The organism is Mycobacterium sp. E342, assembly GCF_001667665.1.
GTDB lineage: Bacteria > Actinomycetota > Actinomycetes > Mycobacteriales > Mycobacteriaceae > Mycobacterium.
Map to the genome: position 1 here is coordinate 39,223 of NZ_LZJM01000225.1, position 23,055 is coordinate 62,277.

The window sequence follows — 23,055 nt, forward strand, 5'->3', positions numbered from 1 at the left end:
GCCCGCGCCGGGACCGAGGATCCCCAATCACGAGCCCGGAAGACCAGAAGGTATGACACAGACGAATCTGACGCGGCCGCAGGGCCTTACTCGCATCGACCCGGTGCTCCGGGAGGCTGCCACCGCGCTCGGCGTCGTCGAATTCCGCGCCGAAACACTGCCCGCCGAACGTGAACACGCCAACCGGCTCGCCGCCGAGCGCGCCGCGGCGGCCAACACCGACGGCGTGGCCATCGAAACGCGCAGCATCGCCGGGCCCGGCGGCCACCAGCTGAACCTCCGCACCTACCGCGGTCCCGACCTCGATCGGGCGGGGCTGGGTTCCCCCCTTGTCCTGTACGCCCACGGCGGTGGCTTCGTGACCGGCAACCTGGACACCGATCACGCGCAATGCGCAGAGCTCGCCAGGGAAGCCGGCTGCCTGCTGATATCGGTTGACTACCGGCTCGCGCCCGAACATCCCTGCCCGGCGGCGTTGGACGACGTCGAGGCCGGCTTCTACTACGCCATCCGCAACTGCGCCGAGCTGAACGTGGACCTCAACCGCATCGCGGTGATGGGCCGGGACGCGGGTGCGGCGCTGGTCGCCGGACTCAGCCAGCGCATGTTCGACGACGAAGGCCCGCACATCCTGGTGCAGATCCTGCACCAGCCGATGCTCGACTCCGACGCCACCCAGTCACGGCGCGAGTTCCAGCGCACGCCGGGCCTCAACGGGCCGGCCGTGAGCCGGGCGTGGGGTCATTACCTCGGGCACGCGAGCGCCAGCGGTCAACACGTCCCCGCGCACCGGGCGAACCTCGAGGGCCTGCCGCCCACGTTCATCAGCTGCGCGGAGATCGATCCGTGCCGCGACGAAGCCATCGACTACGCGAACAGGCTGTTGCACGCCTACGTGCACACCGAATTGCACGTGATCGCAGCCGCATTCAACGGATTCGACTCGCTGGTTCCCGATTGGGTTGTTTCTCAGGAGAACCGGGCACTACACGCGCGTTCGCTGCGCCGCGTGTTCGCGATGTAGCGAACGGCGCTATCGAGGGAACTCCGGTATCTCTTACCGTAGCGTTCGTTGCTACGATCGGAGACGCCGGCGAATTCTCCACGAGAGGCAGCATGACGACACTCGAGTCTCCCGAGAAGACGCTGTTCGCCTCGACGACCCAAGCGTTCCTGGAAAAGGAAGCGCCGCTGAGCCGCGTGCGGGAGATGCACGCCGCAGGAGTGTCGTTCGATCCGGCCTGGTGGCGGCGCGCCGCGGAGCTCGGCTGGACCGCACTGTTGGTGCCGGAGGAATTGGGCGGCGGCAGCGTCTCGGACAGCGGCCTGGCGGATCTGGCCATGGTCGCCGAACAACTGGGAAAGACGGTGGCGCCCGGACCCTTGTATCCAGTCAGCGTCGTGCTGGCCGCACTCGTCGAGTGCGGGGACTGGCAACCGCACGCCGGCACCATCGAGGCGCTGATGTCCGGTGAAACCGTGGCGTCGTGGGCGGTTTCGGAACCGGGCGGGGGCTGGGCACCGCTGAGCCCGACGGTCACGGCCACTCCGACCGAATCGGGCTTCCGCATCGACGGCACCAAGGACCGGGTCGAGGCCGGCGCGCAGAGCGCGCTGCTGCTGGTGGTGGCGCGCTGCGGTGACGGTCTCGGCCAGTTTCTGGTCCCCGCGGATGCGCCGGGAGTCACCATCGAACCCCAGCAGTCGGTCGACCTGGTCAAGCGCTATGCCCGGGTGCGTTTCGACGGTGTCGTGGTGGAGTCGTCGGCGGCCGTCGGCGCGCCCGCCGAGACGGCCGCGCTGGTCGACCGTCTGGGCCACATCGCCCAGATCCTGCAATGCGCCGAGGTGGTCGGCATCCTGCAGACGGTGTTCGACCTGACCGTCCGGTGGGCCCTGGACCGGCACACCTTCGGGCGGCCGCTCGCCTCCTACCAGGCCCTCAAGCACAGGTTCGCCGACATGAAGCTGTGGCTGGAGGCCTGCCGCGCGACCACGGCCGCCGCGGTCGCCGACGTTGCCGCGAACTCGCCGGGGGCGGGCCTGTCGGCCAGCGTCGCCAAGTCCTACGTGGGTGAGACGGCCGGCCGGATCGTGCAGGACTGCGTGCAGATGCACGGGGGCATCGGCGTCACCTGGGAGCACGACCTGCACCTGTACCTGCGCCGAATCACGTTGTACCGCTCGATGTTCGGGACGCCCGAGGAACACAATCTGCGCGTCTACGAATGCGAGAAGGCCGGACGTTCGAACAGATGATCTCGACCGAATCCGTCGCCGAGTTCGCGGCCCGGGCCAGGGCATGGCTCGCGGACAACATGCCCCCCATCGACCCGGAGTCGCCGCCGCCCGCCCCGCGCGACGACGAACGATCCTGGCGGCGGGCCCGAGAACTGCAAAAGCGGCTCTACGAAGGCGGATTCGCCGGGATCTGTTTCCCACGCGAGTACGGCGGCCTCGGCCTGGACTACGAGTACCAGAAGGCTTTCGACGCCGAGTCCCTGGCTTACGAAATGCCGCTGATCCTCAACACCCCGACCTTCACCATCTGCTGCGCCACCCTGCTCGATACCGGCAGCGAGGAGCAGAAAAGGCAACACATCGGTGCGGCCCTGCGCGGCGACGAGGTGCTGGTGCAGTTGCTGTCCGAGCCCAGCGGCGGATCCGACCTGGCCGGTGTCATCACCCGGGCCGAGCGGCGTGGCGATCGCTGGGTGCTCAACGGGGCCAAGACGTGGAGCACCAGCGCGTTCGCCGCCGACTACGGATTGTGTCTGGCGCGCACCGACTGGGATGTGCCCAAGCACGAGGGCTTGACCATGTTCCTGGTGCCCATCGCTCATCCGGGAATCATCTTGCGACGCATCACCATGCTGAGCGGTTCCACCGAGTTCTGCGAGGAGTTTCTGGACGGGGTGGACGTCGGCGACGACGCCGTCGTGGGCGAGGTGAACGACGGCTGGGCGGTCGCGTCGCGCCAGCTGTACCACGAGCGGCGGGCGGTGGGGCAGGGGTCCGAGTTCGCCAGTGGGAGCGGTAGCGAGGGCGGCAACGCGAATCCCGTTGACTATGTGAGCCTTATCGAGAAGACGGGCCAGGCCGGTAATGAACGCCTGCAGGAGATGGCGGGCCGCGTCCTGGTCCAGCGCGCGGTGGCCGAACAATTGATCGGTCACGTGTACCGCAGCGTCCGAGACGGCGCGCTGCCGCCGGCCGCCGGGACGCTGATCCGGTTGTTTCACGCCGAGACCGTGACCCTCGACATCGACACCGCCATGGCGATCGCGGGAAGTGCGGGTGTCGTCGGGGAACCCGGCGACGGCCTGGAAACCGGGCTGCGCTACCTGTCCCGCCAGACCGTCGCGATGGGCGGCGGCACAACGGAGATGGCGCGCAACGTCATCGGTGAGCGGGTGCTGGGCTTTCCGCGGGAATACGCGGCCGACCGGGGCGTGCCGTTCAAGCAGGTGCGGCACGGCCAGCGGTCCGACCGCCCCTAGCCCTCCGCGACCAGATTCTCGGTGAGACCTCCGACAACCGGGAGCTGGACCAGCGACAGAACATGGTGCGCCGGACTCCCGGGCGGGGCGATCAGCACGTACTCACTGCCCTGTCGTTGTGCGCGGTCGCGGCCGGCGGCCAGCGCGCTGACGCCCGCCGAGCCGAGCTGGGTGACGGCGCTGAGGTCGATCGTCAGCGGCGCAACCCCGGAACGGCTTTCGACGGCGATCTGCCGATCCAGCGTGGATGCGCTGTTGGAGTCGACGTCGCCGCTGACGACGATGCGGCCGGGTTCGGCGACCACCGACACGAATTCGGAGTCGATCGAGCGGTGCTGATCCGACCGGTTGACGAGCGTGTCGGTGACGAAATTGGCCGGCCGCGACAGGCAGTGCGTCAACCTGGCGGTCGTCCCATCGGGCCCATGGGTGACGTGTGCGCTGGACACCAGGGCCTCGGCCATGGCAAGGCCGCGGCCGCGACCCTGCTCGCCTTCGCGGTGATCCTTCCACTGCCCATGGTCGATGACCGACGCGTACAGTTTGCCGTCACCGGCCAGTGACGCCTCGACGACGATGCCGTCGAAAACCTCTGTGGCGTAGCCGTGTTCGACCGCATTCTCGACGAATTCCGAGATCGCGTGCACGATGTCGGAAATGTCGTCGGAGGCGGCGCCGACGTCGGAGAGCCATTGACGCAGGCGGCCGCGCACCGCGCGTGCGGCCTGAATGGTGGCATCCACTGTGATTTGAAGCGGTGGTGGAGGGGTGCGCCGCTGCGCTGCCAGCAGTGTGATGTCGTCGTTGTAACCGGTCGGCCGCAGCAGTAGTTCCAAAGTCTCCGAGCAGATACGGTCGATGGGACGCGTCGAGGACCCGATGACGAACCCGCCCTGGCCGCCGGCGATGTTCGCGGCCAGGTCGGCGAATTCGGCGGTGCTGGCCGCCGGCGGCCGACCGGGGCGTTCGATCAGGCCGTCTGTGTAGAGCATGACCGCGTCGCCCACGTCGAGGAATTCGGTGCGCATCGGAAAACCCGTGCCGCTGCCCAACGGGCCGGCTCCGGACGGCACGAGGTAGCGCGCGTCGGCGTCCGCTCCGACGAGCAGCGGCGGTGGGTGCCCTGCTGTGCAGTACTGGAATTCGCCCGTGACGAAGTCGAGCGAGCCCACGCACACGGTGGCCGACTTCGACCCCGGCACATGTTGGTGGAAGCGGTCGAGGGCCGCGAGCGCCTCGGCGACCGGGTAACCCGCCAGAATCTGCATCCGCAACGCGGTGCGCAGTTGCGACATCACCGCGGCCGCCTCGACGCCATGGCCCACGACGTCGCCGACGATGAGAACCAGTCGGTCTCCTAGTGGGATCGCATCGAACCAGTCGCCACCGGCGGCCGTGTCCTCCGCGGCGACGAGGTACTCGGCCGCGACATCGGCGCCGGGAACGACGGGTACCGAGGGCGCCAGCAATGCCTGCTGCATGACGGTGGCCGAGTCGCGGACGTTGCGATACCGCTCGGATAACTCCTGCATCCGCGACTCGGCGGCCAGCCGTGCGCGCACCCGGTCGGTCACATCGATGAAGGCGAGCTGCACACCCTCGATCGAGCCGTCGTCGCCGCGTCGCGCCGTGACGATGAAATCGAAGAAGTGTTCTTGCGCCGTCCCCGAGCCCTCGAAGTCGGCCTGCACCCGCCACTCGGTCCCCGACTGTGGCTCGCCCGTCTCGTACACCCGGTCGAACATCGGCAGGATCTGCTGGCTCTCCAGCTCCGGATACACCTCGCGCACGAGCAGGCCGATGGTGTCGATCGGCGGACTGAGGGTGCGGTACGCGGCGTTGACCGCGATGAAGCGGTGGTCGGGCCCTTCGAGGCCAACCAACAGGGCGGGAACGTGATCGAAAACGCGGCGGACGTCATCGGCCGCACCGACGGTCGTATTCCAGTTCCTCTCGGCCGCCATTTGGCTGTCCCTCCTACGGACCCTTTTTCGGACCGAGTCTCGCAAGCTGGTCATAAAGCGCTGTGCACGCGCCAGGCGCAGGCATTAAGAGTATCAATGGCGTCCGGATGCTCGACGCAGCAGTTTCCTCGCGTGGCGCGCGGCGGAGCAGCGCCCAGATTCCGCCCGGCAATTAAGCCAGTACGGTTTGTAATTACTCGGTGCGGGTATCACGCGCTCATGGTCGATGTCGTGCCGCGGTGGTTGATCTCGACATGGCGAAGCGTCATGTCCGCACCGGTCTTCACCCTGAACGGCTGGGTCGCCTTCAACCTGCCGCGAACGGTGACCGCCCTGGGCGGATCGCTGCTTGCGGGCCTGGCGGCCGTCCACGCCTATGTCGTCATGACCGAACCGGCGATGCCCGGGTACTTCGTGGTCTACGCAGCTTTGCTGATGATCTGTTGCCTGGTGGCCGGGGCGGCGATGACGTTCGCCCCCAAACCGCACGTGCCCCAGGCGGGCTGGTACTTCGGTAGTGTGGTCTGCCTGGCCTTCCTCGCGGTCTACCTGGCCAGCCGGTGGGTCACCCTGCCCGGGCTGGAAGCGTTGACCGGCCGTTGGGACGTGGTGCCAGGCACGTTCGCTGTCGCGTTCGCCCCGGCCTTCATCGCGGTGCACACGACCGTGCTGTCGGGCATCAACGTGGCCTATCCGCAACGGCAGCAGTGGTACGACTGACTGGAGCCCCGCCATGACGACGCTTGACTACCCGGTGTGGCTGCGGGTGGACCACTGGCTCAACGTCCTGTTCGTAACCCTGATCATCCGCAGCGGCATCGAAATCCTGGGCACCCACCCCAAGTTGTACTGGCACGACGACAGCAAACCGGGCAGCGAATGGGCGCGTTTCACGCGCAAGGTCATGCCGCGGAATCGCCTCTACGACACGCTCGATGAAGAAGAGTCCTATAGCTCGTTGGTGGCGTTGCCCGGTCACAGGAAATTGGGCATGGGGCGCCATTGGCACTTCTTCTCGGTGATCTGCTGGATTCTGCTCGGCCTGTCGTACTACGTCCTGCTTTTCGCGACCGGTCAATGGCACCGCTATTGGCCGTATTCGTGGTCGATCTTTCCCGAGGCCGCCAATGACATCGTCACGTACATGTCGTTCAACCTGCCGCCGCTGTTGCCCGGTGAGCCCTTGGACGCAATCCAGAAGCTGACCTATGCCGGCGTGGTTTTCATCCTCGCGCCATTCCAGATCCTGACGGGAGCCGCGCAGTCCCCGGCGATCGAAGCCCGCTTCCCGTGGTACGTGCGGATGTGGGGTGGCCGGCAATGGGCGCGGAGCCTGCATTTCCTGGGGTTGCTGGCCTTTGTCGTCTTCATCCTGATTCACCTGTCGATGATCTTCTTCTGGGGCTGGGGCCAGCTGACGGCGTCGATGATCTTCGGCTCCGTCCGAAACATCAATTGGGCGACGGCTCTGTCGCTGATCATCATCGGGGCGATCGTCGCCGTCCACGTCGCGGCCACCAAATGGAGCTTGCGCCATCCCGTCCAGGTGCACCGCATACTAGGCGCCGTGGTCACCGGCGCCCGGCTGCTCCTGCTGCGCCCGCTGAACTCGCGGCAGGATTACCCCGTCCGCAAGCTGACCAGAGATCACCGGGTAAACGGAAAGCCGCCCGCCAGCACCGAATACAAGGTCATGGCGGTCCACAACTTCGTCGACTGGCGGCTGCCGGTCGGCGGCCTCGTCGAAAACCCGGTGACGTTGGATCTCGCTGCGCTGCGGGCGCTCGCCGAGCGGCGGACGCAGCGGACGCTGCACAACTGCGTGCAGGGCTGGACCAGCATCGGCGAGTGGAGCGGGATTCCGCTGGCCCAACTGGCGGATGTGGTGCGGCCATTGCCGCAAGCCAAGTACATCTGCTTCCTGAGCATGCAGGACACCGGACGCGACGAACCCGCGGCAGAGAGTCCGGGGGGCCAGTTTTACGAGGTGATGGACCTCGAGCTGGCCTACAAACCGCAGACGTTGCTGGCGTACGAGATGAACGGCCGCCCGTTGCCCATCAAGCATGGCGCCCCGCTGCGGCTGCGGGTGGAGACGCAGGTTGGCTTCAAGATGGTCAAGTGGATCAACGGAATCGAGTTCGTCGACGACTACTCCGGCATCGGTAAAGGGCTGGGTGGCTGGCGTGAGGACCATGTCCACTACGACAAAGACGTGGAGATTTGACATGACCGACCCGATGGTGCGACCGGAGCTCATCGACCTGAATTCCGCTGCGCGGCACCGTGTTATGGAGAACGTCTCCGCCAAGGGCGGCCACTGCGAAGCGTGTGGCCGAGCCGACTTCGAGGTGGGACACGCCCTGCATCTCGGATTCCTCTTCCTCAACGAGGAGGATGACGCCTACATGGTGGCGCTGACGTGTCGTAATCCGGAATGTCCGAAGCCGCGCACCGGGATCGTGTTGCCGGAGAGGGACTTTCTCAGCCTGGGGACCTCCGCTCCGCAGAACGCGACCGCATCCTGAGGCGGTGGCGTCTTTTCGCCGGTGCGGTCTCCTCGCCGGGAAGCGCCGGGCGCGGCAACCCCAACTTTTCGGCGAGACCGGAAACGCCGCGGAGTTGCTCGCACAAGGACTCGAACCGCCGTCGGTCCCCTTCATCGAGCAGACCGAGCGAACTGTAGTGCACCAGCCTCGGCAGCCGTCCGGCCAGCGCCGCGCCCCAACGAACGCTGACGTCGTATACCTCGCCGTCCTCGACCGACTCCTTGCGCCCCAACGCTTGGAGGGCCTCGACTTGCTCGGTCAACATCTCGACGTCGGCGGTAATCGCTACCGGCGCCCGCCCGTCCGATGCCACGCTCATGTGTGCTCCCGTCGCTCCGGCCGCGACCCCACAGTGCCGTATACCCGGGCGCGACCGTTTACACGCGGCCCCGGCGGGTACCTGCCGGTCATGGGAGACCCGGACGCTTTCAGAACAGGTCGACCCGCAGATCGATACCCGCGAGGAATACCGTGTTGTCGGCACACCCATAGCGCGCTGAGGGGGCCGCGCGTAATCGCCGAATCTTATTGAAATGCATGACTTTCTATTGCAACTCTTCAACGGCTGGCGGCCGGCGGGCTATGCCGCCGTCAAGGCGCTCGCGTTGTTCCTCACTGCGGTGGGGGCTTTCCGGCTGACGCAGCGCCGAACCATTGCCGAGTTCACGCCGTTCGACTGGGTCACCGCTGTCGCGGTCGGCGCCATCGTCGGACGCACCGCGACGGCCGCGGACACCTCGTGGTTCACCGGGACCGCCGCCCTGCTGACCCTCATCGCCGTCCACGACCTGGTCGCGCGGCTGCGCTTCATCCCCTGGGTGCACCGCCTCGTCGACCCGCCGGTGCGGGTGCTCATCAGCGACGGCGAAGTCGATGACGCGAACCTGAAGCGCTGCAGGCTAACCCGAGGGGACCTGGATGCGATCCTGCGCCAACACGGTCACCGGACACCCGCCGATGTTCGCCTGGCGATATTCGAGACCAAAGGTGTGGTCTCCGTCTTCACCGGTGCGCAACCGCCCGACGCCGACGACCGGTCAGGCTGAGACGGGCTTCTTGGCCGGCGCCGAAACCTTCATCAGCTTCATCAGGTTGCCGCCCATGATCTTCGCGATGTCCGCCTCGTCGAAGTCGGTGAGCTCGTCCACGAAGGAGATGGGGTCCTTGAGGCCTTCGGGGTGCGGCCAGTCGGAGCCGAAGAGCACCCGGTCGGTGCCGACCATCTTGACGATCTCGGTGAACCGGTCCTCCCAGAACGGGGTGATGTAGACGCAGCGCTTGAACGCCTCGATGGGGTCCTCGCTGAACGACTGCGGCATCTTCTTGTAGACGCCCTTGAGGCCCTTGAACAGGTCGGGCACCCAGTCGGCGCCGTTCTCGATCGACAGGATGCGTAGCTCGGGGTTGCGCGACAACGCACCATGGCACACCAGCGCACCCATCGCGTCCAGGATCGGCCGGTGACCCATCGCGAAGCTGCGGAAGGCGGTCGGCTTGAACGGCAGGAACTCGTCGCCGGGTTCCCACACGTTCGCGAATTCGGAGTAGCCGCTGTCGGAGGCGTGCATCGAGACCGGGATCTCCGCCTTGATGCAGGCCTGCCAGAACGGGTCGAACTCCTCGAGGCCGAACGAGCGGCTGCCCTTGTAGCCCGGCACCGGCGCCGGGCGGACCAGCACGGTGCGGGCACCGCGCTCCAGGCACCATTCGAGTTCCTCGAGCGCGCGCTCGACGATGGGAAGGGTGATGACCGGAGTGGCGAAGATGCGGTCCTTGTAGTTGAACGACCACTGCTCGTGCATCCATTGGTTGAGCGCGTGGATGACGTCGTGGGTCATCTCCGGGTCGTCCTTCATGCGCTCCTCGACCAGGCTGGCCAGGGTCGGGAACATCAGGGCGTAGTCGATGCCGAGCTCGTCCATCACCTCGAGTCGCGCGCCCGGTTCCCGGAAGGCGGGGATGGCCTTCATCGGCTCGCCCAGAATCTCGCGATAGGACTTGCCCTGCGCACCGTGCCGGAAGTAGTCCTCCTGGGCGCCGGGGCGTGCCACCACCTCGAACGTCGGGTTGGGGATGTACTCGCTGATGTGGCCCCGCACGACGATCTTGGTGCGACCGCGGACCTGCACGTAGTCGATGACGCGCTTGCGGTTGTCCGGCAGGAACTTGGTCAGCGCCTCCTGCGGTTCGTACATGTGGTTGTCGGCGTCGAACACGGGGAAGGAAAGTTCGCGAGACGGCATGGCGATCTCCTCGGGAGAAGTCTTGAATTCTCTGTAGGCGGTAATGACGTTACCACTTGTGCGCAATAGGGTGTTAGCCGTCCGCGCTGAGGCCGGATGTCGGCGTCGGTCCGGTGATGATCGCGAAGTTCACCGTCGCCGTGGCGAGCAGTTCGTCGTCGCCGTCGCCGTAGATATCCACCTGCATCACCATCGCTCGCCGCCCGGACCGCAGCATCCGGGGCACCGCATACGCGGAGCCCTGGCGGATGGGGCGCAGGTAACGGATGAAAAGGTCGGCGGTCGTCATCGTGGTGCCCGGCCGGAGATGTTCGAGCCCGAACTGTCCTCCCGCCACATCGACGAGCGTCGCGATCAAGCCGCCCTGCAGCGCGCCGGACGTGTTGACGACGGCCGGGCTGACGGGCATCATCATCGCGAACTCGCCTGCGCGGGTGCCCGGCCGCATGCCGATCTGGCCGAACAGCTCGGTCAGCGACGGCGCGGGCGATTCCTCGTCGGTCTCGCGGATGCCGAGGGCTCGGCTGCAGAAGTCATACAGTTGCCCCGCGTCGACGGGTGCTCCGTTCAATTCCATTCCCAGCCAATGCAATCGCTGTGCGCCCATCACCGTCTGCATGACGATGGCGGCCGCCGCGCCGACGTCGAGTCCCGGGTTGAAGACCCCCTCGGTGATGCCCTGCCCGACGATGTCGCGTAGGAGCTGATGCAGGGGGGAGAGTACGCGGGCGTAGTCGCGGGGGCGGGTCTCGGCCAGGTGCTGGTTGTAGAGGGTCAATGCGCGATTGAGGCTGTCCTGGGTGCTCGATTCCGGCTGCTGGCTGATGCGGTCGATCACGAGTTTCAACGCCGCGGTGCTGTCCAACCCCTGGGTTTCGGCGCGCCAGGTCTGCACCGATTGCGCGATGGTCCGGTCGAACAGCGCCAGCAACAATTCGTCCTTGCCGCTGAAGTGCTGGTAGAAGGCACGCAGCGACGTCTTGGAGCGGGCGACCACCTCCTGCACGGTGAAGTCGGTGCGCCCGGTTTCGCCCAAGATCGCCACGGCCGTCTTGATGAAGCGGTCGCCGCGCGTCACTTCGACGTCGTCGCCAAGGTCGGTCATGAGCGCTTCGTCCCCTTCCTCGGCGCGCGGCGCGCGCTATGAGAATGAGGTTACCGCGCTTAGGCTGCTGTAATGGCGGCGAGCGTGTTCGGGAAAGTCGCATTCGTCACCGGCGGCGCGTCCGGCATCGGGGCGGCGTTGACCACCGAGCTGATCCACAACGGAGCCGAGCTTTGGATCGCCGATCGGCAGATCGGCCCCGCGCAGGAGTTCGCGCAAGGCCTCAACAGCCGCGGCGGTAAGGCGCACGCGATCGAGCTGGACGTGCGCGACTATCCGGCGTTCGAGCGCGCCGTCGCCGAGGCGGTGCAGCACTCGGGGCGGATCGACTACCTGTTCAACAATGCGGGCATCGGAGTCGCCGGTGAGGTCGACAAATACACACTCGACGACTGGAACGACGTCTTCGATGTGAACCTGCGCGGTGTCGTGCACGGTATCCAAGCGGTGTATCCGATCATGATCGGGCAGCACTCCGGGCATATCGTGAACACCGCCTCCATGGCCGGCCTCATGACAACTGCGGGCCAGGCAAGCTATACCGCCGCCAAACACGCCGTCGTCGCGCTCTCGAAAACGTTGCGCCTGGAGGCAGAGCGCCACGGGGTGCAGGTCTCGGTGCTCTGCCCCGGCGTGATCCGGACCCCGATCCTCACCGGCGGCAAGTACGGACGGACCGGGCTGGCAGGCATCAGCGACGAGCAGATCCTCAAGATGTGGGAGCGGCTGCACCCGATGGCGCCCGATAAGTTTGCCGAGCGCGCGCTTCGTGCCGTGTTGCGTGGGGACGCGATCATCGTGGTGCCCGCGTGGTGGAAGGCATTTTGGTACCTCGAGCGGCTCTCGCCGGCGTTGTCGATGCGAGCGGCCAAAGGAATGCTCAGGCACGCTCGGGGAATGGAGCAGGCCTCGGCGCCGTCGGCGGGTTGACGATCGGCCTGGGCGCCGGTGCCTGTCCTCGGGTTGTGTAGATGACTACGGCGACAACGTCTTTCGCGGTTGCGAGTGGTTAGTGTGTCGTCTCCACCTGTGAGGTGCGGGTGATCACAGACGTGCCCTCCGCCTCGGTCGCCTCCTTGGAAAGCAGCCACCACACCATCGGATAGGCGGTGGCGAACCCGAGCCACATGCCGCCCCACATGACGAGCCAGAAGGCCATGGAAGCAGGGGAGTAGCCCAGCGCGAACGCGGCGATCAACATGGAGGCTCCCATGCCCACGTCGAACGCGACAATCGCGAGAACCGAGATCCGCGCCGCCGCCCACAGCCGCTCACGCGCGGACTGGGTCCGACCGGTCAGCGACAGCGAGTGATACTCGAAGGTGATCAGCAGCGGCAGCGCAAAAGCCGCAATCAACAACATCATCGGCCACACGCCCTGACCGGCGATCGTCATCCCCGTCCACATCACCAACGGCATCGCGATCATGTGGCCGACGAACGAGACGGCGCCGCCGGGAATCGTCTGAACGGCCGCCGTCGCAGCCAGGCCCAGCCCGGGTGCGCGCCCGTGTTGGCGCTGCCAGCGTGGGGTCGCCGGCCGGCCCCAGCGGTAGTAGGCCCACCACGCCAGCGGACCGGCATAGATCGCGGTGATCGGCCAGACTGCCTCCATCGCGCGCAGTGGCTGCCGATAACCACCCACGTAGATATCCGCGAGCATGGAACCGGCCAAAACCACGCCAAGGCCGGTCACCATCCAGGCTAAGAGCGTCACCCACTCGGGTGCGGGCATGGACATCATGATTTTGATCCTTTCTATGACAGGAAGCTGAATCCCTCTGAAATGCTGACTAATTCGACCTAGATCACTCGCGGGAACGGTTCATGCGACACCCCGTCGGGCGAGCACGGCATCGGCCAGTTGGGCAGCCTCGTCCGCGCATCCCCACGACAGCGTCACGCCCGCACCTCCGTGTCCGTAGTTGTGCACGATCCGGCTGCCGGGTTCGCGTTGCAGCCGCACGCCGCCTTCGCGGAAGGGCCGCAGCCCGACCCGGACCGGGTCCACCGCATCCAGGCGGGCGTCGCGCAGGATCGGCAGGAACCGCACGCAGCGGTCGAGCATCTCCCGCAGCGGCGCATAACCGTCCAAGTTGAGGTCGGTGCCGTACTCGCCGTGCTCCACCAGGCCGCCCAGCAACAGCCGGTTGGCCCCACGGGGCACGATGAAGACCATGTCCTGGTTGTCGGTACTCGCATCGTTGGCCACCGCGTGGGCCGAAGTCACGTGCGCCATGTGACTGCCGTCGTTGACTACCCGCAGTAGCGCGCCTCGGTGCGGCACCACGGTCGGGTCACCGGCCAGCTCGCGCGCTCCCAGTCCCGAGCAGTTGATGATCAGCTCGACCCCGTGCTCGGCGAGCAGCTCGTCCTCCTGATCGGCGAGCGGGCCGCGGACGCTACGCCGGACGACCGTGACGCCGGCGGCCTCGGCCTGGCGGGCCAGCCATGCCAGGTACCAGTCGGTGTCGATGGTGGGCGCCAGGTAGGAGTAGGCGTCCACCACCCCGGCGTCGGGGCTGACACCGTGGGCGGCGATCAGGTCGGGGTCGCGCACGAACCCGGGCACGAACCGTTCGACCTCGGTCATCTTGGCCAGCTCGGCCGGGTCCTCATCGACCGGCCGGGAGAAGTAGAACACCGCCGGACGCAGGCTGACCCCGGTTCGCGGATCGGCAGCGAGCCGCGCGAAGCGAATGTAGGAATAGCGTGCCCACTCCGCCGAACGGCCCAATACGGACTCGTTGTGGTGGCGGCCGCACACCGATGGTGGCCATTCCCACAGGGCGCCGGCCACCGTCGACACAGTGTCGACGCCGAACCGGTCCGCGGCCACGACGACGCGCCAGCCTCGCCGGGCCAGCACCAGCGCGGTGGTCCAGCCGCTCACACCGGCCCCGATCACCAGCGCGCCTGGCTGTTCCGGACGTGCCGTCATGACCGCTCCTCCCGTCGGCTCTCCAAAGTGACACTGCCGGAATGATTTCGATATGCAGACAATGCAAGACTCATGTATCTCTCGTTTCTCAAAATGAATGCCGTGGCGATTCGCCCGCGGCGATGAATATGGACAGCGGCAACCAGCCGACGGGAACCCGCGACGGCTTGACGCTGACCGATCAGATACGAGCGATGCAGAAGCGGGTCAAGAGGTTTCGACCCGAACAATGAAAGGTGACCCCGGCGGTTCGAGGCGGACCCCGCGGCACCGCAGGCAATGGCCAGGCCAACGACCCGGCCACCACCGTTGCGAAGGCGACGGTAAGTGCTGCCAGATCGCTGGTTGAGGATGCCTGAACGACGTGCTTGCAGCCCTGGTTCAGGGGCGAGCATGAGTCGCTGCCGGGGGCTACAAGGTGAGCCGGCGTGGCAACTTCGGGACGCTCGGCAGTCGACGTGTGGGATGACGTTCCCGGAGCCGCTGCGGCAAGGTGCGGTAGGTGGCACCCTGCGGCGACGCCCACTGCCCAGAAAAGTGCCACGACTGCGGTGGTGTAGCGCAGCCACCGGTTCGTGTGGGCGATTTGCAAGGGCATGATGGTCGTGATGCTATCACCCCCAGGGGGTATATGTCAGGTGCGGCGAGCTCGATTTGACGCCTGCGGCCAGTCGTTCACGGATTACGCTAATAGGAGCTGGGTTTCAAGGATGATCGACGAGACCCGTGTATCAAACGGAACAGCATAGATACCTATACGGGGTATCACGATTAGTTAACTCGGTGGATGTCTTCTGCTGGTGATAGATGTCAACGCATACGGCGTCGCACATGAACATCCGTAACGGAACGCCCGAATCGGTCCGTCGCTTCCCCCGCTGTGGCACGGTTGGCATGTGTTGAGAAAAGCGCTGACCGTCGCGGCGGTTCTGGTGGGCGTCGGGAGCACCCTGCTCGTCCCGTCGGCCATCGCGGATCAGGATAACTACGTGGCCTTCCTGTCCCCGTCACGCAACATCAGCTGCGAGATCAACTACCAGCGTCGCGGCATCCCGGACGAAACATTCTGCTTCACCTTGGCGCCACCGGCGTCGGTGAGCATGGACACCAGCGGGACCCTCTCACGCTGCACAGGTGAAAGCTGTCTGGCCAACCCGGCGGAAGGCACTCCGATCCTCGGTTATGGCCACACGATGGGAGCCGGGCCGTTCACATGCCGGTCCGAGACCGATGGCGTGACGTGCACCGTCGTCTCGGGTCGCGGGTTCACCATCTCGAGTTCGGGAATCGCACCGGTTGGGTGAAGCTTTCGGCGTCGGACGGTTCAGCCGCCCCGGGCCTCGATCATCGCGGAGCGATTGACCTTGGTCGCCGCGGTGCGGGGAATCGCGTCGACGAACTCGACGGTCTTGGGAGCCTTGTAGTGGGCCAGCCGGCTCTTCGCGTACTCGATCACGTCATCTTCGGTCAGCGCCGCACCGTCGGCCAGCTGCACCACCGCGTGCACCCTGCGCCCCCATTGCGCATCGGCGAGGCCGATGACGACGACGTCGGCGATGCCGGGATGGCCGGCCAACGCCGACTCCACCTCCGCCGGAAACACATTCGCGCCGCCGGTGATGATCATGTCGACGCGGCGGTCGACGATGTAGAGATAGCCGTCCTCGTCCAAATAGCCGATGTCGCCGGCCGAGCGGAAACCGTCTTCGGTCGAGGGCAGCGGCGGCGCGCCGCCGACATAGCGCGAGCCCGCGCTCATCGGTGCGCGTAGATAGATCTCGCCGTGCTCACCGGGACCCAGCTCTGTGGTTCCTGCGTCGAGGATCCGGATCTCGGTGTCGCGGAAACCGCGGCCGACGCTGCCGGGATGAGCCAGCCACTCATCGCCGCGCAGCGCGGTCAGCCCGAGATTCTCGGTCATGCCGTAGGCCGACACGATCTGCTGGGGGCTCAGCAGTTCGAACCAGGTGTGCATCAGCGAGGGAGGCATCACGGCGGCGCCCTGCAGGACGAACACGATGCTGGACAGGTCCCGCTGCCGGACGTCCGGCCGGGCCGCAATCCGCGCCAGCATGGTTGGCGTGGCGGTGAAGTTGGTGATCCGGAAGCCTTCTATCACGTCCAGAACCACAGCCGCATCGAACTTTTCGAGTATCACCAGGTGGTCCCCGGCCAGCAGGAAGAAGAAGGTGGCGAAGCCGTTGGTGTGGTACATCGGCGCGGGCACCATGATGGTCTGCGGCTGCGCTACCGGCGTCCAGTTCGACAGGAACGGCTCGCCGTGCTGGGGGGTCCACAGCGACGGTGCCAGACTGAGGATCACCTTTGGCACGCCGGTGGATCCGCTGCTGCAGATGCCGTTGATATTGGGGGAGACGGCCACGGGCAGGACGTCGGCGGACTCGGCCGCCGCCTGCGCCGCCAGGCGCCACCGGCTCGCGTTGTCGACGACCACAGCGGGATTGATCACCTCGCGCACCCTGTCGCGCTCCCACTCGGGCAGGTCCCAGTGCATGGGCACGGGTACGGCGCCGATCTTCCAGCACCCCAGCGTGGCCAGCACAAGGTGCTCGGAGTTGGGGATCGCCACGGCGACAAGGGATCCGGTCTTAGCGCCGTTGGCGGCCAGCGCCCGGCCCCACTGGTTGGCGCGGGCGTCGAGTTCACCGAAAGTCAGCGAGCGCGTGGTGCCGTCGAGGGCGACGATGGTGACCCCGAGGTCGTTCGGGCGCCGCTCGGCGAGCTCGTGGAGCTTGACGCCGAAGGGGATTCCGTCGGCTAACGGGTTGGCCGTCGCCTCGTCCGCGGCGGGCTCCGTCATGAGCGCCGCTCCTCCTCATCGCGTCGCTCTGCATCGTCGCCGGCGCGCGTCACGCGGATACCGGCCCGCTGAACAGTGTTTCCAGCGAGCCGTCCCGGACGTCGGGGATCAGGCGCAATGTCAGCGCCTCGGCGCCCAATGGCAGGCGGATCAAGGGCTGGGTGTGCCGGTCGAGCACGCTGATGTCGGACTCATCGCAGAAACCCAACGCCCCCAACAGCTGGTGGGCGGTGCGTAGCACCTGCCGCGCGGTGTCGGATGCCTTGAGCCGAAGAACGAGTGCGTCCGCCGAATGGATCTCTGTGGGTAGCGATTCCGGCCGGCAGACGGTGAATTTCGCCAATTCGCAGAGCCCGCGCACGGCGACGGCGGCCTCCGCGACGGCGAACCTGACGGCCTGGAAATCCGCCAGCGGTTTACCGAACTGGATGCGGGCGCGCACGTGGTCGGTGACGATGTGCAGCGCCTGCTCCACCGATCCCAGAATCCGCCATGATCCCAGCACGAGATGAAGGTTAACGTCACTGGCCGGAATGGTTCCATCGGGTTCCCCGAGGGAAGCGGGCACCAGGAACGGCCCGAGTTTGGCGGTGGTCCGCGACGCCGGGCGCGGGCGGTAGCGGGTGCCGTCGAGGTCGGCGGCGACCCAATCACCGGGCAGGTCACCGTGGTCGATGCGCGGCGCCTCGGGGTTGACCAGGGCAAGGCGGGCGCCGTCGATCGCCAACAGCTCCTCGACCACCGGATAGGACAACGCTGCCGCCCCGGCGGCCCGGCACAGCACGGCCCCCGCGAGCAGGTCGTCCGCCTCCGTGCGGACATCGAGGTCGAACGCGCCGACCTCGCTCAAGGCCGTGCGCGCGGCTTCCCGGACGCCGTCGTCGGTCTCGGCGCACAACGCCGCCTGCGGGCCGCCCAGCCGCGTGAATCGCTTGGCCGCGACCGCGGCGAATTCGCTGATGTCTTGGGGTAGTTCGGTTTTCATCGGTGTTCTCCCAAAACGTCGCGGGCCACCAACATCTTCTGCACTTCGATCGTGCCCGACGCCACGGTGGCCGCCTGGGCATAGCGCCAATGGTCCTCGATCGCCCCGTGCAGCGCCGCGCCGGAGCCGCTGTCCAGTGCGATCGGACCCAGCACGTCGAAGAGCAGCTCGGCGACCTGCTGATCGCAGGTGGTGGTGGCGATGCGGGCCGCGCTGGCCGCCGCGCCCGCCGCCGGGTCATCCTGCAGCGACACCGCCCGGTAGGCCAGCAGCCGGGCCACCCGGAGGTCGACGAGCGCCCGCACCCACCGCGATCGAAGCGACTCGGGCAGCGTGTCCCAGTCGTCGCCGAGTTGGGCCCGCATCCGTTCGAGCAACGACTCGCACCGCGCGTAACGGGCGATGCCGACGCGCTCGAACGCCAGCGCCTCACGCATCACCCGCCAGCCGTCGCCGACCTCGCCGAGGACGTCGCCGGGAAACGCCGGTACGCCGTCCAAGAACATCTCGTTGAGGTGATGCGGCCCCAGCATCGATCCGATGGGCCGGACGGTGAAGCCGGGCCGGTCCATCGGAATCAGAAAGAGGGTGAGCCGCTTGGGCTTTGGGGCCTCGGGATCGGTGCACGCCGCCAGCACACACCAGGACGCCATCAACGCGTAGGACGTCCACACCTTCTGGCCGGTGATGCGCCACCCGTCCCCGTCCGGGACGGCGCGGGTACGCAGCGAGGCGAGGTCGGTTCCGGCCTCCGGCTCGGAAAACCCCTGACACCAGATCACGTCACCGGCGGCGATGGCCGCCAGGTGCTTGGCCTTCTGCTCGTCCGTTCCGTAGCGCATCAGCGCCGGGCCCACCCAGTTGATGCCCATGTACTGGGGACCGCGTGGCTCGTGCTGAGCCCACATCTCCTCGCGCAGCACGGTCTGCTGCCACACCGAACCCCCACCGCCGCCATGCTCTTTCGGCCAGGCCAGCGCCAGCAGTCCCTCCGCGGCCAGTAGCTTGCAGAACGTCTCGGTGGTGGCGAGATCGCGCGGGTTCTCGGTGCAGGCCCCGAGGAAGTCGGCGGGAATGTGGTCGGATATCAGCTCTCGCAGGTGTTTCCGCAACTCTGCGGCGTCGTCGCCGAGGTCGTAATCCATCGTCGTCATCCCTTCGGCAGCCCGAGCAGCCGCTCGGCGATGATGTTGCGCTGCACTTCCGATGTTCCGCCGTAGATCGTCGCGGCCAGCGCGTCCTGGCGTTCGAAGAGCAGGTCTGGATCGCCGAGCGCCTGCATTCCCTCGGTTGCGGCGGCCAGGTCCCAAACCCGCTGCAGGGTAACCGATCCGAGTAGCTTCATGGTGTCGGCTTCGGGGCTGGGTCGCCCCGCCAGTTCGTTGCCCAGGGCGCGGTATCCGGTGGCCCGCAACGCTTCCGCGTCGGCGAGCAGGGAACCGAGCTCGGCGCAGATATCCGCCGTCGGCTGTGCGCGGCATACGGCGTCGAGTCCGCGCTTGATCTCGACCCAGTTCATGATCCAGATCATCTGGCGTTCGTGGTGCAGCGAGGACAACGCGACGTTCCACCCCCCATCCAGCGGCCCCAGGAGGTTGTCGGCGGGCACCTCGACGTCGTCGAGGAAGACCTCGCAAAACGTCTCGTCGGAGACCGATGCCATCCGGATGGGCTCGATCCGCACCCCCGGCGATTGCAGGTCGAGGATGAGGCAGGAAATACCCCGGTGTTTGGGTGCCTCCGGATCGGTGCGGGCATACAGGGTGCACCACCGCGACTCGTGGGCTTGGGTGGTCCAGATCTTGTGCCCGTTCACCCGGAAGGCGTCGCCGTCACGCTCGGCCCGCGTACGCAGGCCGGCGAAATCCGATCCCGCTTCGGGCTCGGACATGCCGAGCGCCCACCATTCGTCACCGCGCAGCAGCGGTACCAGGAGGCGGTCGATCTGGGCGGGCGTGCCGAATTGCCGGATCCCGGGTGCGGCGACGTTGGGGCCGGCGATGTTGGGCAGCTTGGGCGCCGACCGCAGCGCCGCCTCGATCCTGACCTCCATCGCATCCCGCAAGCCCAGGGACCGGCCGCCGTGCTCCCGCGGCCAGGTCGGCTGTATCCATCCGGCCTCGAACGCGGCCCGCTGGTAGGCCCGCCGCAGTGTCAGGTCCCAGCGGTATTGCCGATAGTTGGCGTAGTAGTCCTTCGGCAGGAAGTCGGTCAGCCAGGCGCCGAATTCCTCTGTCGGCGCGGTCATTTCGCGGTTCCTGCGAAGCGGCGGCCCACCTCGTGGTACAGCGCGCGGCTGTCTCCCAGCATCGCGGCGGTCTGCCAGGCGTGCCGGACGTAGAGGTGAGCGTCGTGCTCCCAGGTCTGCCCGAGTGCACCGTGCACCTGGACCGCGGTTCTGGCGCAATTGACGGCCGCCTCGCCGGCCGCCGCCTTGGCGAGCGCCGCGCCGGTCCACGCGGCCGCGGGGGACGAGGTCGGATCGGCCAGTCGCGCGGCCGCGGCGTAGGTGAGGCTGCGCGCGCGCTCCAAGCCGACGTAGTTGTCGGCGAGCGCGTGTTTGATGCCTTGGAAGGCGCCGATCGGCGCGCCGAACTGGCGGCGCGTCTTCGCGTGCTCGACGGCGCGATGCAGGGCGGCGCGGGCGACGCCGACCAAATCTGCGGCGGCGGCCACCAATGGCGGCGTCAACGCCGCGTCCACGTCGACGGGTGCCGTGGCCACCGGCTCGGCGTCGACCTCGACGTCCGCGAGCGGTTGCGCCGGGTCGGTCGACTCGCCGGCGATCACTGTCACCCCGTCGCCGCAGCGAACGGCCGCCACCACTGTGCCGCCGGGGACGGCGTCGGCCCGCGCGAGCGTGACGAGCAGGTCGGCCCGGGACAGGTTGGGAACCGCGACCGCCCGGCCCCGGAGCCGTCCGCCGTGCAGCGTCATCGGCACACCCGCCAGCCGGGAACCCCTGGCATGCACGGCCAACGTTGCGACGGCTCCGCCCGCGATGTCGTCGAGAACCGCCTCGAGACCGGTGTGCCGCAGCGCGCCCGCGGCCAGACCGACACTGCTCAGCAACGGCACCGGCGCGAGGGCCGCACCGCATTCCTCGAGCACCACCGCGAGCTCGACCGGCCCGTAGTCGCCGGCCTCGGCGAGCTCCGTCCAACCGAGGTCGACAACCGTCTTCCACAGCGCGCGCCAGCGCTCCGGATCGGTGATCGCTTGCCGGGCCGCATCGGGCGGGCATTCCGTGCGCAGGATGTCGCGCACCGTGTCGCGCAGCGACAGCTGGTCCGCGTTCAGTCCGACATCCATAAGACCCCTAACATAATAAAAATAGTAAACTAGCGGCCCGGTTCGCAATCGCACGGCGATATACGCATAGGTGGGCGCATGGTCGAGTGGTATTTGTTCCTGCCGCAGGTGCGGCTGTCGGCGGCCGACATCGTGGAGCGGGCGCGCCACGCCGAGGCCAGTGGCTTCGACGGCATGGCGTTCATCGATCACCTCGAGGCCCCCGGTCTGCCCGATGAAAGCATCTGGGAGGCAATAAGCATTGCCGGCTGGGTGGCGGCCAAGACCGAGCGGCTGCGGATCGGACACCTGGTGCTGTGCGACGCGTTTCGCCACCCCGCCGTGCTGGCCAAGCAAGCCGTCACCCTGTCGGACGCGTCGGGGGGCAGATTCGAGCTGGGTCTCGGCGCCGGATCCTGGCCCGCGGAGTTCACCAGATTCGATGTCGGCCAGCAGGATCCGGTGGCCAGGGTGGAACAACTCGGGCGCCACCTCGAGTTGATCAGGCGGTACTGGGGCGACGATCCGCAGGGCGGCCCGGCTCCGCAGGCCCCCCGAAGGTCGTATCCGATACCGCTGGTCCTGGGTGGCACCGGCCCCAGGATGATGGAATTGGTTCGCAGACATGCGGATTGGTGGAACGTGCCGGCCAACCACCTCGACAAGTTGCCCAAGCTGGCGCCCTCCGCGGGAACGGCCCGGGTGTCGGTCCAGCAGATGGTGGGGTTCGTCCGCACGGGCGGCGATCCGGACAAAGTGCGCGAGGTCAGCCAGCGGCGATTCGGCAACCTGGGCTCGGGGCTGGTGTGCGGCGACGCCGGCGAGCTGATCGCACACTTCACCGGACTGACCGCCCAGCGGGTCGAGCGGTTCTACGTGTGGTTCGCCGACTTCGCCGTGCCCGATTCCCTGGACGAATTCGGCGAGACGGTGATCAAGGCGTTCGCTGCCTCCGGCGGCGGGCCTCCGTAGGCACCACCGGCGGCCGGGCGTACGGGCCGCGTTGCACCGCGCTCAGCCGAATCTCCGGGAGGTCGACGGACGGGTCGACGGTATCCAGCCAGGCGACCGCGTCCGCCACATCCGAGACCCGAATCGCGTACATCTCGAAGGGAACGTCCTGCAGCATCTCGGTTTCCACCGGACCGGGTGTGACGATGTGGACGTTGATGCCGTCGCGATCGACCTCCAATGCCAGGGCCCGCGCGAATGCGTTCATACCGGCCTTCGACGCCGAGTAGGCCGTCCGCGCCATCATCGGTTCGTGCGCGGCCGACGAGGAGATGAACACGAATCGCGAACCCGGGCGCATCCTCGGCAGCGTGGCGGCGGTCACCACGAAGCACGAATCCAGATTGGCCGACATGATGGTCCGCCACTGCTCGAACGTCTGCTTGCGTGCGTAGGTCCCGCCCAACGTGCCCGCGGCGTGGACGACGAGGTCGATCGTTTCCAATGCGCTTGCCGCAGCTGCGAATCCGTCCGGGTCCGACGCGTCGGCCACGACGTGGCGGGCACCGATCTCCTCGGCGGCCGCACGCAACGGCGCTTCGCGCCGCGCCGCCAGCACCACGTCGTAACCGAGCTCGACCAACTTGCGGCCGCACCCCTTGCCGATCCCGCCGCTGCCGCCGGTGACCAATGCGGTTCTCAACG

General features: G+C 67.3%; 22 protein-coding genes. 10 read left to right on the forward strand and 12 right to left on the reverse strand.

The features are described from left to right. Positions 1 to 52 precede the first annotated feature (52 nt). The 3 genes from A5692_RS16965 to A5692_RS16975 all read left to right on the forward strand — a co-directional run bounded on the left by A5692_RS16965 (position 53) and on the right by A5692_RS16975 (position 3,500). Positions 53 to 1,024 carry an alpha/beta hydrolase gene (locus A5692_RS16965; RefSeq protein ID WP_068057896.1) on the forward strand — a complete coding sequence of 324 codons (972 nt, stop codon included), beginning with the start codon at positions 53 to 55 and terminating at the stop codon, positions 1,022 to 1,024. A 92-nt stretch (positions 1,025 to 1,116) separates the two neighbouring features. Continuing rightward, positions 1,117 to 2,259, forward strand: coding sequence for an acyl-CoA dehydrogenase family protein (locus tag A5692_RS16970; protein WP_068057898.1), 1,143 nt, complete (start codon positions 1,117 to 1,119; stop codon positions 2,257 to 2,259). After that, complete coding sequence (locus tag A5692_RS16975; RefSeq protein WP_068057900.1) at positions 2,256 to 3,500, forward strand: acyl-CoA dehydrogenase family protein; 1,245 nt, start codon at positions 2,256 to 2,258, stop codon at positions 3,498 to 3,500. Before A5692_RS16970 ends, A5692_RS16975 begins: the two co-directional genes overlap by 4 nt. On the opposite strand, the gene A5692_RS16980 is transcribed toward A5692_RS16975, so the two are convergent. Then, complete coding sequence (locus A5692_RS16980) at positions 3,497 to 5,464, reverse strand: SpoIIE family protein phosphatase (protein WP_068057901.1); 1,968 nt, start codon at positions 5,462 to 5,464, stop codon at positions 3,497 to 3,499. The genes A5692_RS16975 and A5692_RS16980 overlap by 4 nt on opposite strands. Positions 5,465 to 5,683: 219 nt before the next feature. On the opposite strand from A5692_RS16980, the gene A5692_RS16985 reads away from it, so the two are divergent. The 3 genes from A5692_RS16985 to A5692_RS16995 are packed head-to-tail and all read left to right on the forward strand — an operon-like array spanning position 5,684 to position 7,992. Beyond that, positions 5,684 to 6,184 carry an oxidoreductase gene (locus A5692_RS16985; protein ID WP_068057903.1) on the forward strand — a complete coding sequence of 167 codons (501 nt, stop codon included), beginning with the start codon at positions 5,684 to 5,686 and terminating at the stop codon, positions 6,182 to 6,184. 13 nt (positions 6,185 to 6,197) lie between these two features. Then, on the forward strand, positions 6,198 to 7,691 hold the full coding sequence (locus A5692_RS16990) for a molybdopterin-dependent oxidoreductase (protein WP_068057905.1): 1,494 nt from the start codon (positions 6,198 to 6,200) through the stop codon (positions 7,689 to 7,691). Between the two features lies 1 nt (position 7,692). Then, the gene (locus A5692_RS16995) at positions 7,693 to 7,992 is read left to right on the forward strand and encodes a hypothetical protein (protein ID WP_068057906.1); all 300 of its coding nucleotides are present in this window, start codon (positions 7,693 to 7,695) and stop codon (positions 7,990 to 7,992) included. On the opposite strand, the gene A5692_RS17000 is transcribed toward A5692_RS16995, so the two are convergent. Further along, positions 7,949 to 8,332, reverse strand: coding sequence for a hypothetical protein (locus A5692_RS17000; protein WP_082962810.1), 384 nt, complete (start codon positions 8,330 to 8,332; stop codon positions 7,949 to 7,951). The two genes, A5692_RS16995 and A5692_RS17000, sit on opposite strands and share 44 nt — an antisense overlap. A 214-nt stretch (positions 8,333 to 8,546) precedes the next feature. Between A5692_RS17000 and A5692_RS17005 the strand changes: the two genes are divergently transcribed. Beyond that, complete coding sequence (locus tag A5692_RS17005; protein WP_068057908.1) at positions 8,547 to 9,059, forward strand: DUF421 domain-containing protein; 513 nt, start codon at positions 8,547 to 8,549, stop codon at positions 9,057 to 9,059. Here the strand turns inward: A5692_RS17005 and A5692_RS17010 are convergent. After that, positions 9,051 to 10,256, reverse strand: a complete 1,206-nt coding sequence (locus A5692_RS17010; RefSeq protein WP_068057910.1) for an amidohydrolase family protein — start codon at positions 10,254 to 10,256, stop codon at positions 9,051 to 9,053. The genes A5692_RS17005 and A5692_RS17010 overlap by 9 nt on opposite strands. Before the next feature lie 73 nt (positions 10,257 to 10,329). After that, positions 10,330 to 11,361 (reverse strand): hotdog fold thioesterase, encoded by a 1,032-nt coding sequence (locus A5692_RS17015; RefSeq protein WP_068057912.1) that lies wholly within the window; start codon positions 11,359 to 11,361, stop codon positions 10,330 to 10,332. A gap of 72 nt (positions 11,362 to 11,433) precedes the next feature. Between A5692_RS17015 and A5692_RS17020 the strand changes: the two genes are divergently transcribed. Then, entirely contained in the window at positions 11,434 to 12,291 is an 858-nt protein-coding gene (locus A5692_RS17020) for an SDR family oxidoreductase (protein WP_068057914.1), read from the forward strand. A 79-nt stretch (positions 12,292 to 12,370) separates the two neighbouring features. Here the strand turns inward: A5692_RS17020 and A5692_RS17025 are convergent, their stop codons facing one another. Further along, a complete protein-coding gene (locus A5692_RS17025; protein WP_068057916.1) occupies positions 12,371 to 13,105 on the reverse strand; it encodes a DUF4396 domain-containing protein in 735 nt (244 codons plus the stop codon). 81 nt (positions 13,106 to 13,186) lie between these two features. Then, positions 13,187 to 14,302, reverse strand: coding sequence for an FAD-dependent oxidoreductase (locus tag A5692_RS17030; RefSeq protein ID WP_068057918.1), 1,116 nt, complete (start codon positions 14,300 to 14,302; stop codon positions 13,187 to 13,189). Positions 14,303 to 15,198: 896 nt separating this feature from the next. Between A5692_RS17030 and A5692_RS17035 the strand changes: the two genes are divergently transcribed. Continuing rightward, positions 15,199 to 15,606, forward strand: a complete 408-nt coding sequence (locus A5692_RS17035) for a hypothetical protein (protein WP_231984349.1) — start codon at positions 15,199 to 15,201, stop codon at positions 15,604 to 15,606. Positions 15,607 to 15,626: 20 nt separating this feature from the next. Here A5692_RS17035 and A5692_RS17040 read toward each other — a convergent pair whose 3' ends face one another. The 5 genes from A5692_RS17040 to A5692_RS17060 are packed head-to-tail and all read right to left on the reverse strand — an operon-like array spanning position 15,627 to position 21,420. After that, entirely contained in the window at positions 15,627 to 17,123 is a 1,497-nt protein-coding gene (locus A5692_RS17040) for a class I adenylate-forming enzyme family protein (RefSeq protein WP_068057920.1), read from the reverse strand. 49 nt (positions 17,124 to 17,172) lie between these two features. Further along, positions 17,173 to 18,108 carry an acyl-CoA dehydrogenase family protein gene (locus A5692_RS17045; RefSeq protein WP_068057922.1) on the reverse strand — a complete coding sequence of 312 codons (936 nt, stop codon included), beginning with the start codon at positions 18,106 to 18,108 and terminating at the stop codon, positions 17,173 to 17,175. Continuing rightward, a complete protein-coding gene (locus A5692_RS17050; protein ID WP_197514494.1) occupies positions 18,105 to 19,262 on the reverse strand; it encodes an acyl-CoA dehydrogenase family protein in 1,158 nt (385 codons plus the stop codon). The genes A5692_RS17045 and A5692_RS17050 overlap by 4 nt, the downstream gene beginning before the upstream one ends. After that, on the reverse strand, positions 19,259 to 20,356 hold the full coding sequence (locus A5692_RS17055) for an acyl-CoA dehydrogenase family protein (protein WP_068057925.1): 1,098 nt from the start codon (positions 20,354 to 20,356) through the stop codon (positions 19,259 to 19,261). The genes A5692_RS17050 and A5692_RS17055 overlap by 4 nt, the downstream gene beginning before the upstream one ends. After that, complete coding sequence (locus A5692_RS17060; protein ID WP_068057927.1) at positions 20,353 to 21,420, reverse strand: acyl-CoA dehydrogenase family protein; 1,068 nt, start codon at positions 21,418 to 21,420, stop codon at positions 20,353 to 20,355. The genes A5692_RS17055 and A5692_RS17060 overlap by 4 nt, the downstream gene beginning before the upstream one ends. 78 nt (positions 21,421 to 21,498) lie before the next feature. On the opposite strand from A5692_RS17060, the gene A5692_RS17065 reads away from it, so the two are divergent. Beyond that, on the forward strand, positions 21,499 to 22,371 hold the full coding sequence (locus A5692_RS17065) for an LLM class flavin-dependent oxidoreductase (RefSeq protein ID WP_068057929.1): 873 nt from the start codon (positions 21,499 to 21,501) through the stop codon (positions 22,369 to 22,371). Here A5692_RS17065 and A5692_RS17070 read toward each other — a convergent pair. Then, a complete protein-coding gene (locus A5692_RS17070; RefSeq protein WP_068057931.1) occupies positions 22,334 to 23,053 on the reverse strand; it encodes an SDR family oxidoreductase in 720 nt (239 codons plus the stop codon). The genes A5692_RS17065 and A5692_RS17070 overlap by 38 nt on opposite strands. Between the last annotated feature and the right edge of the window lie 2 nt (positions 23,054 to 23,055).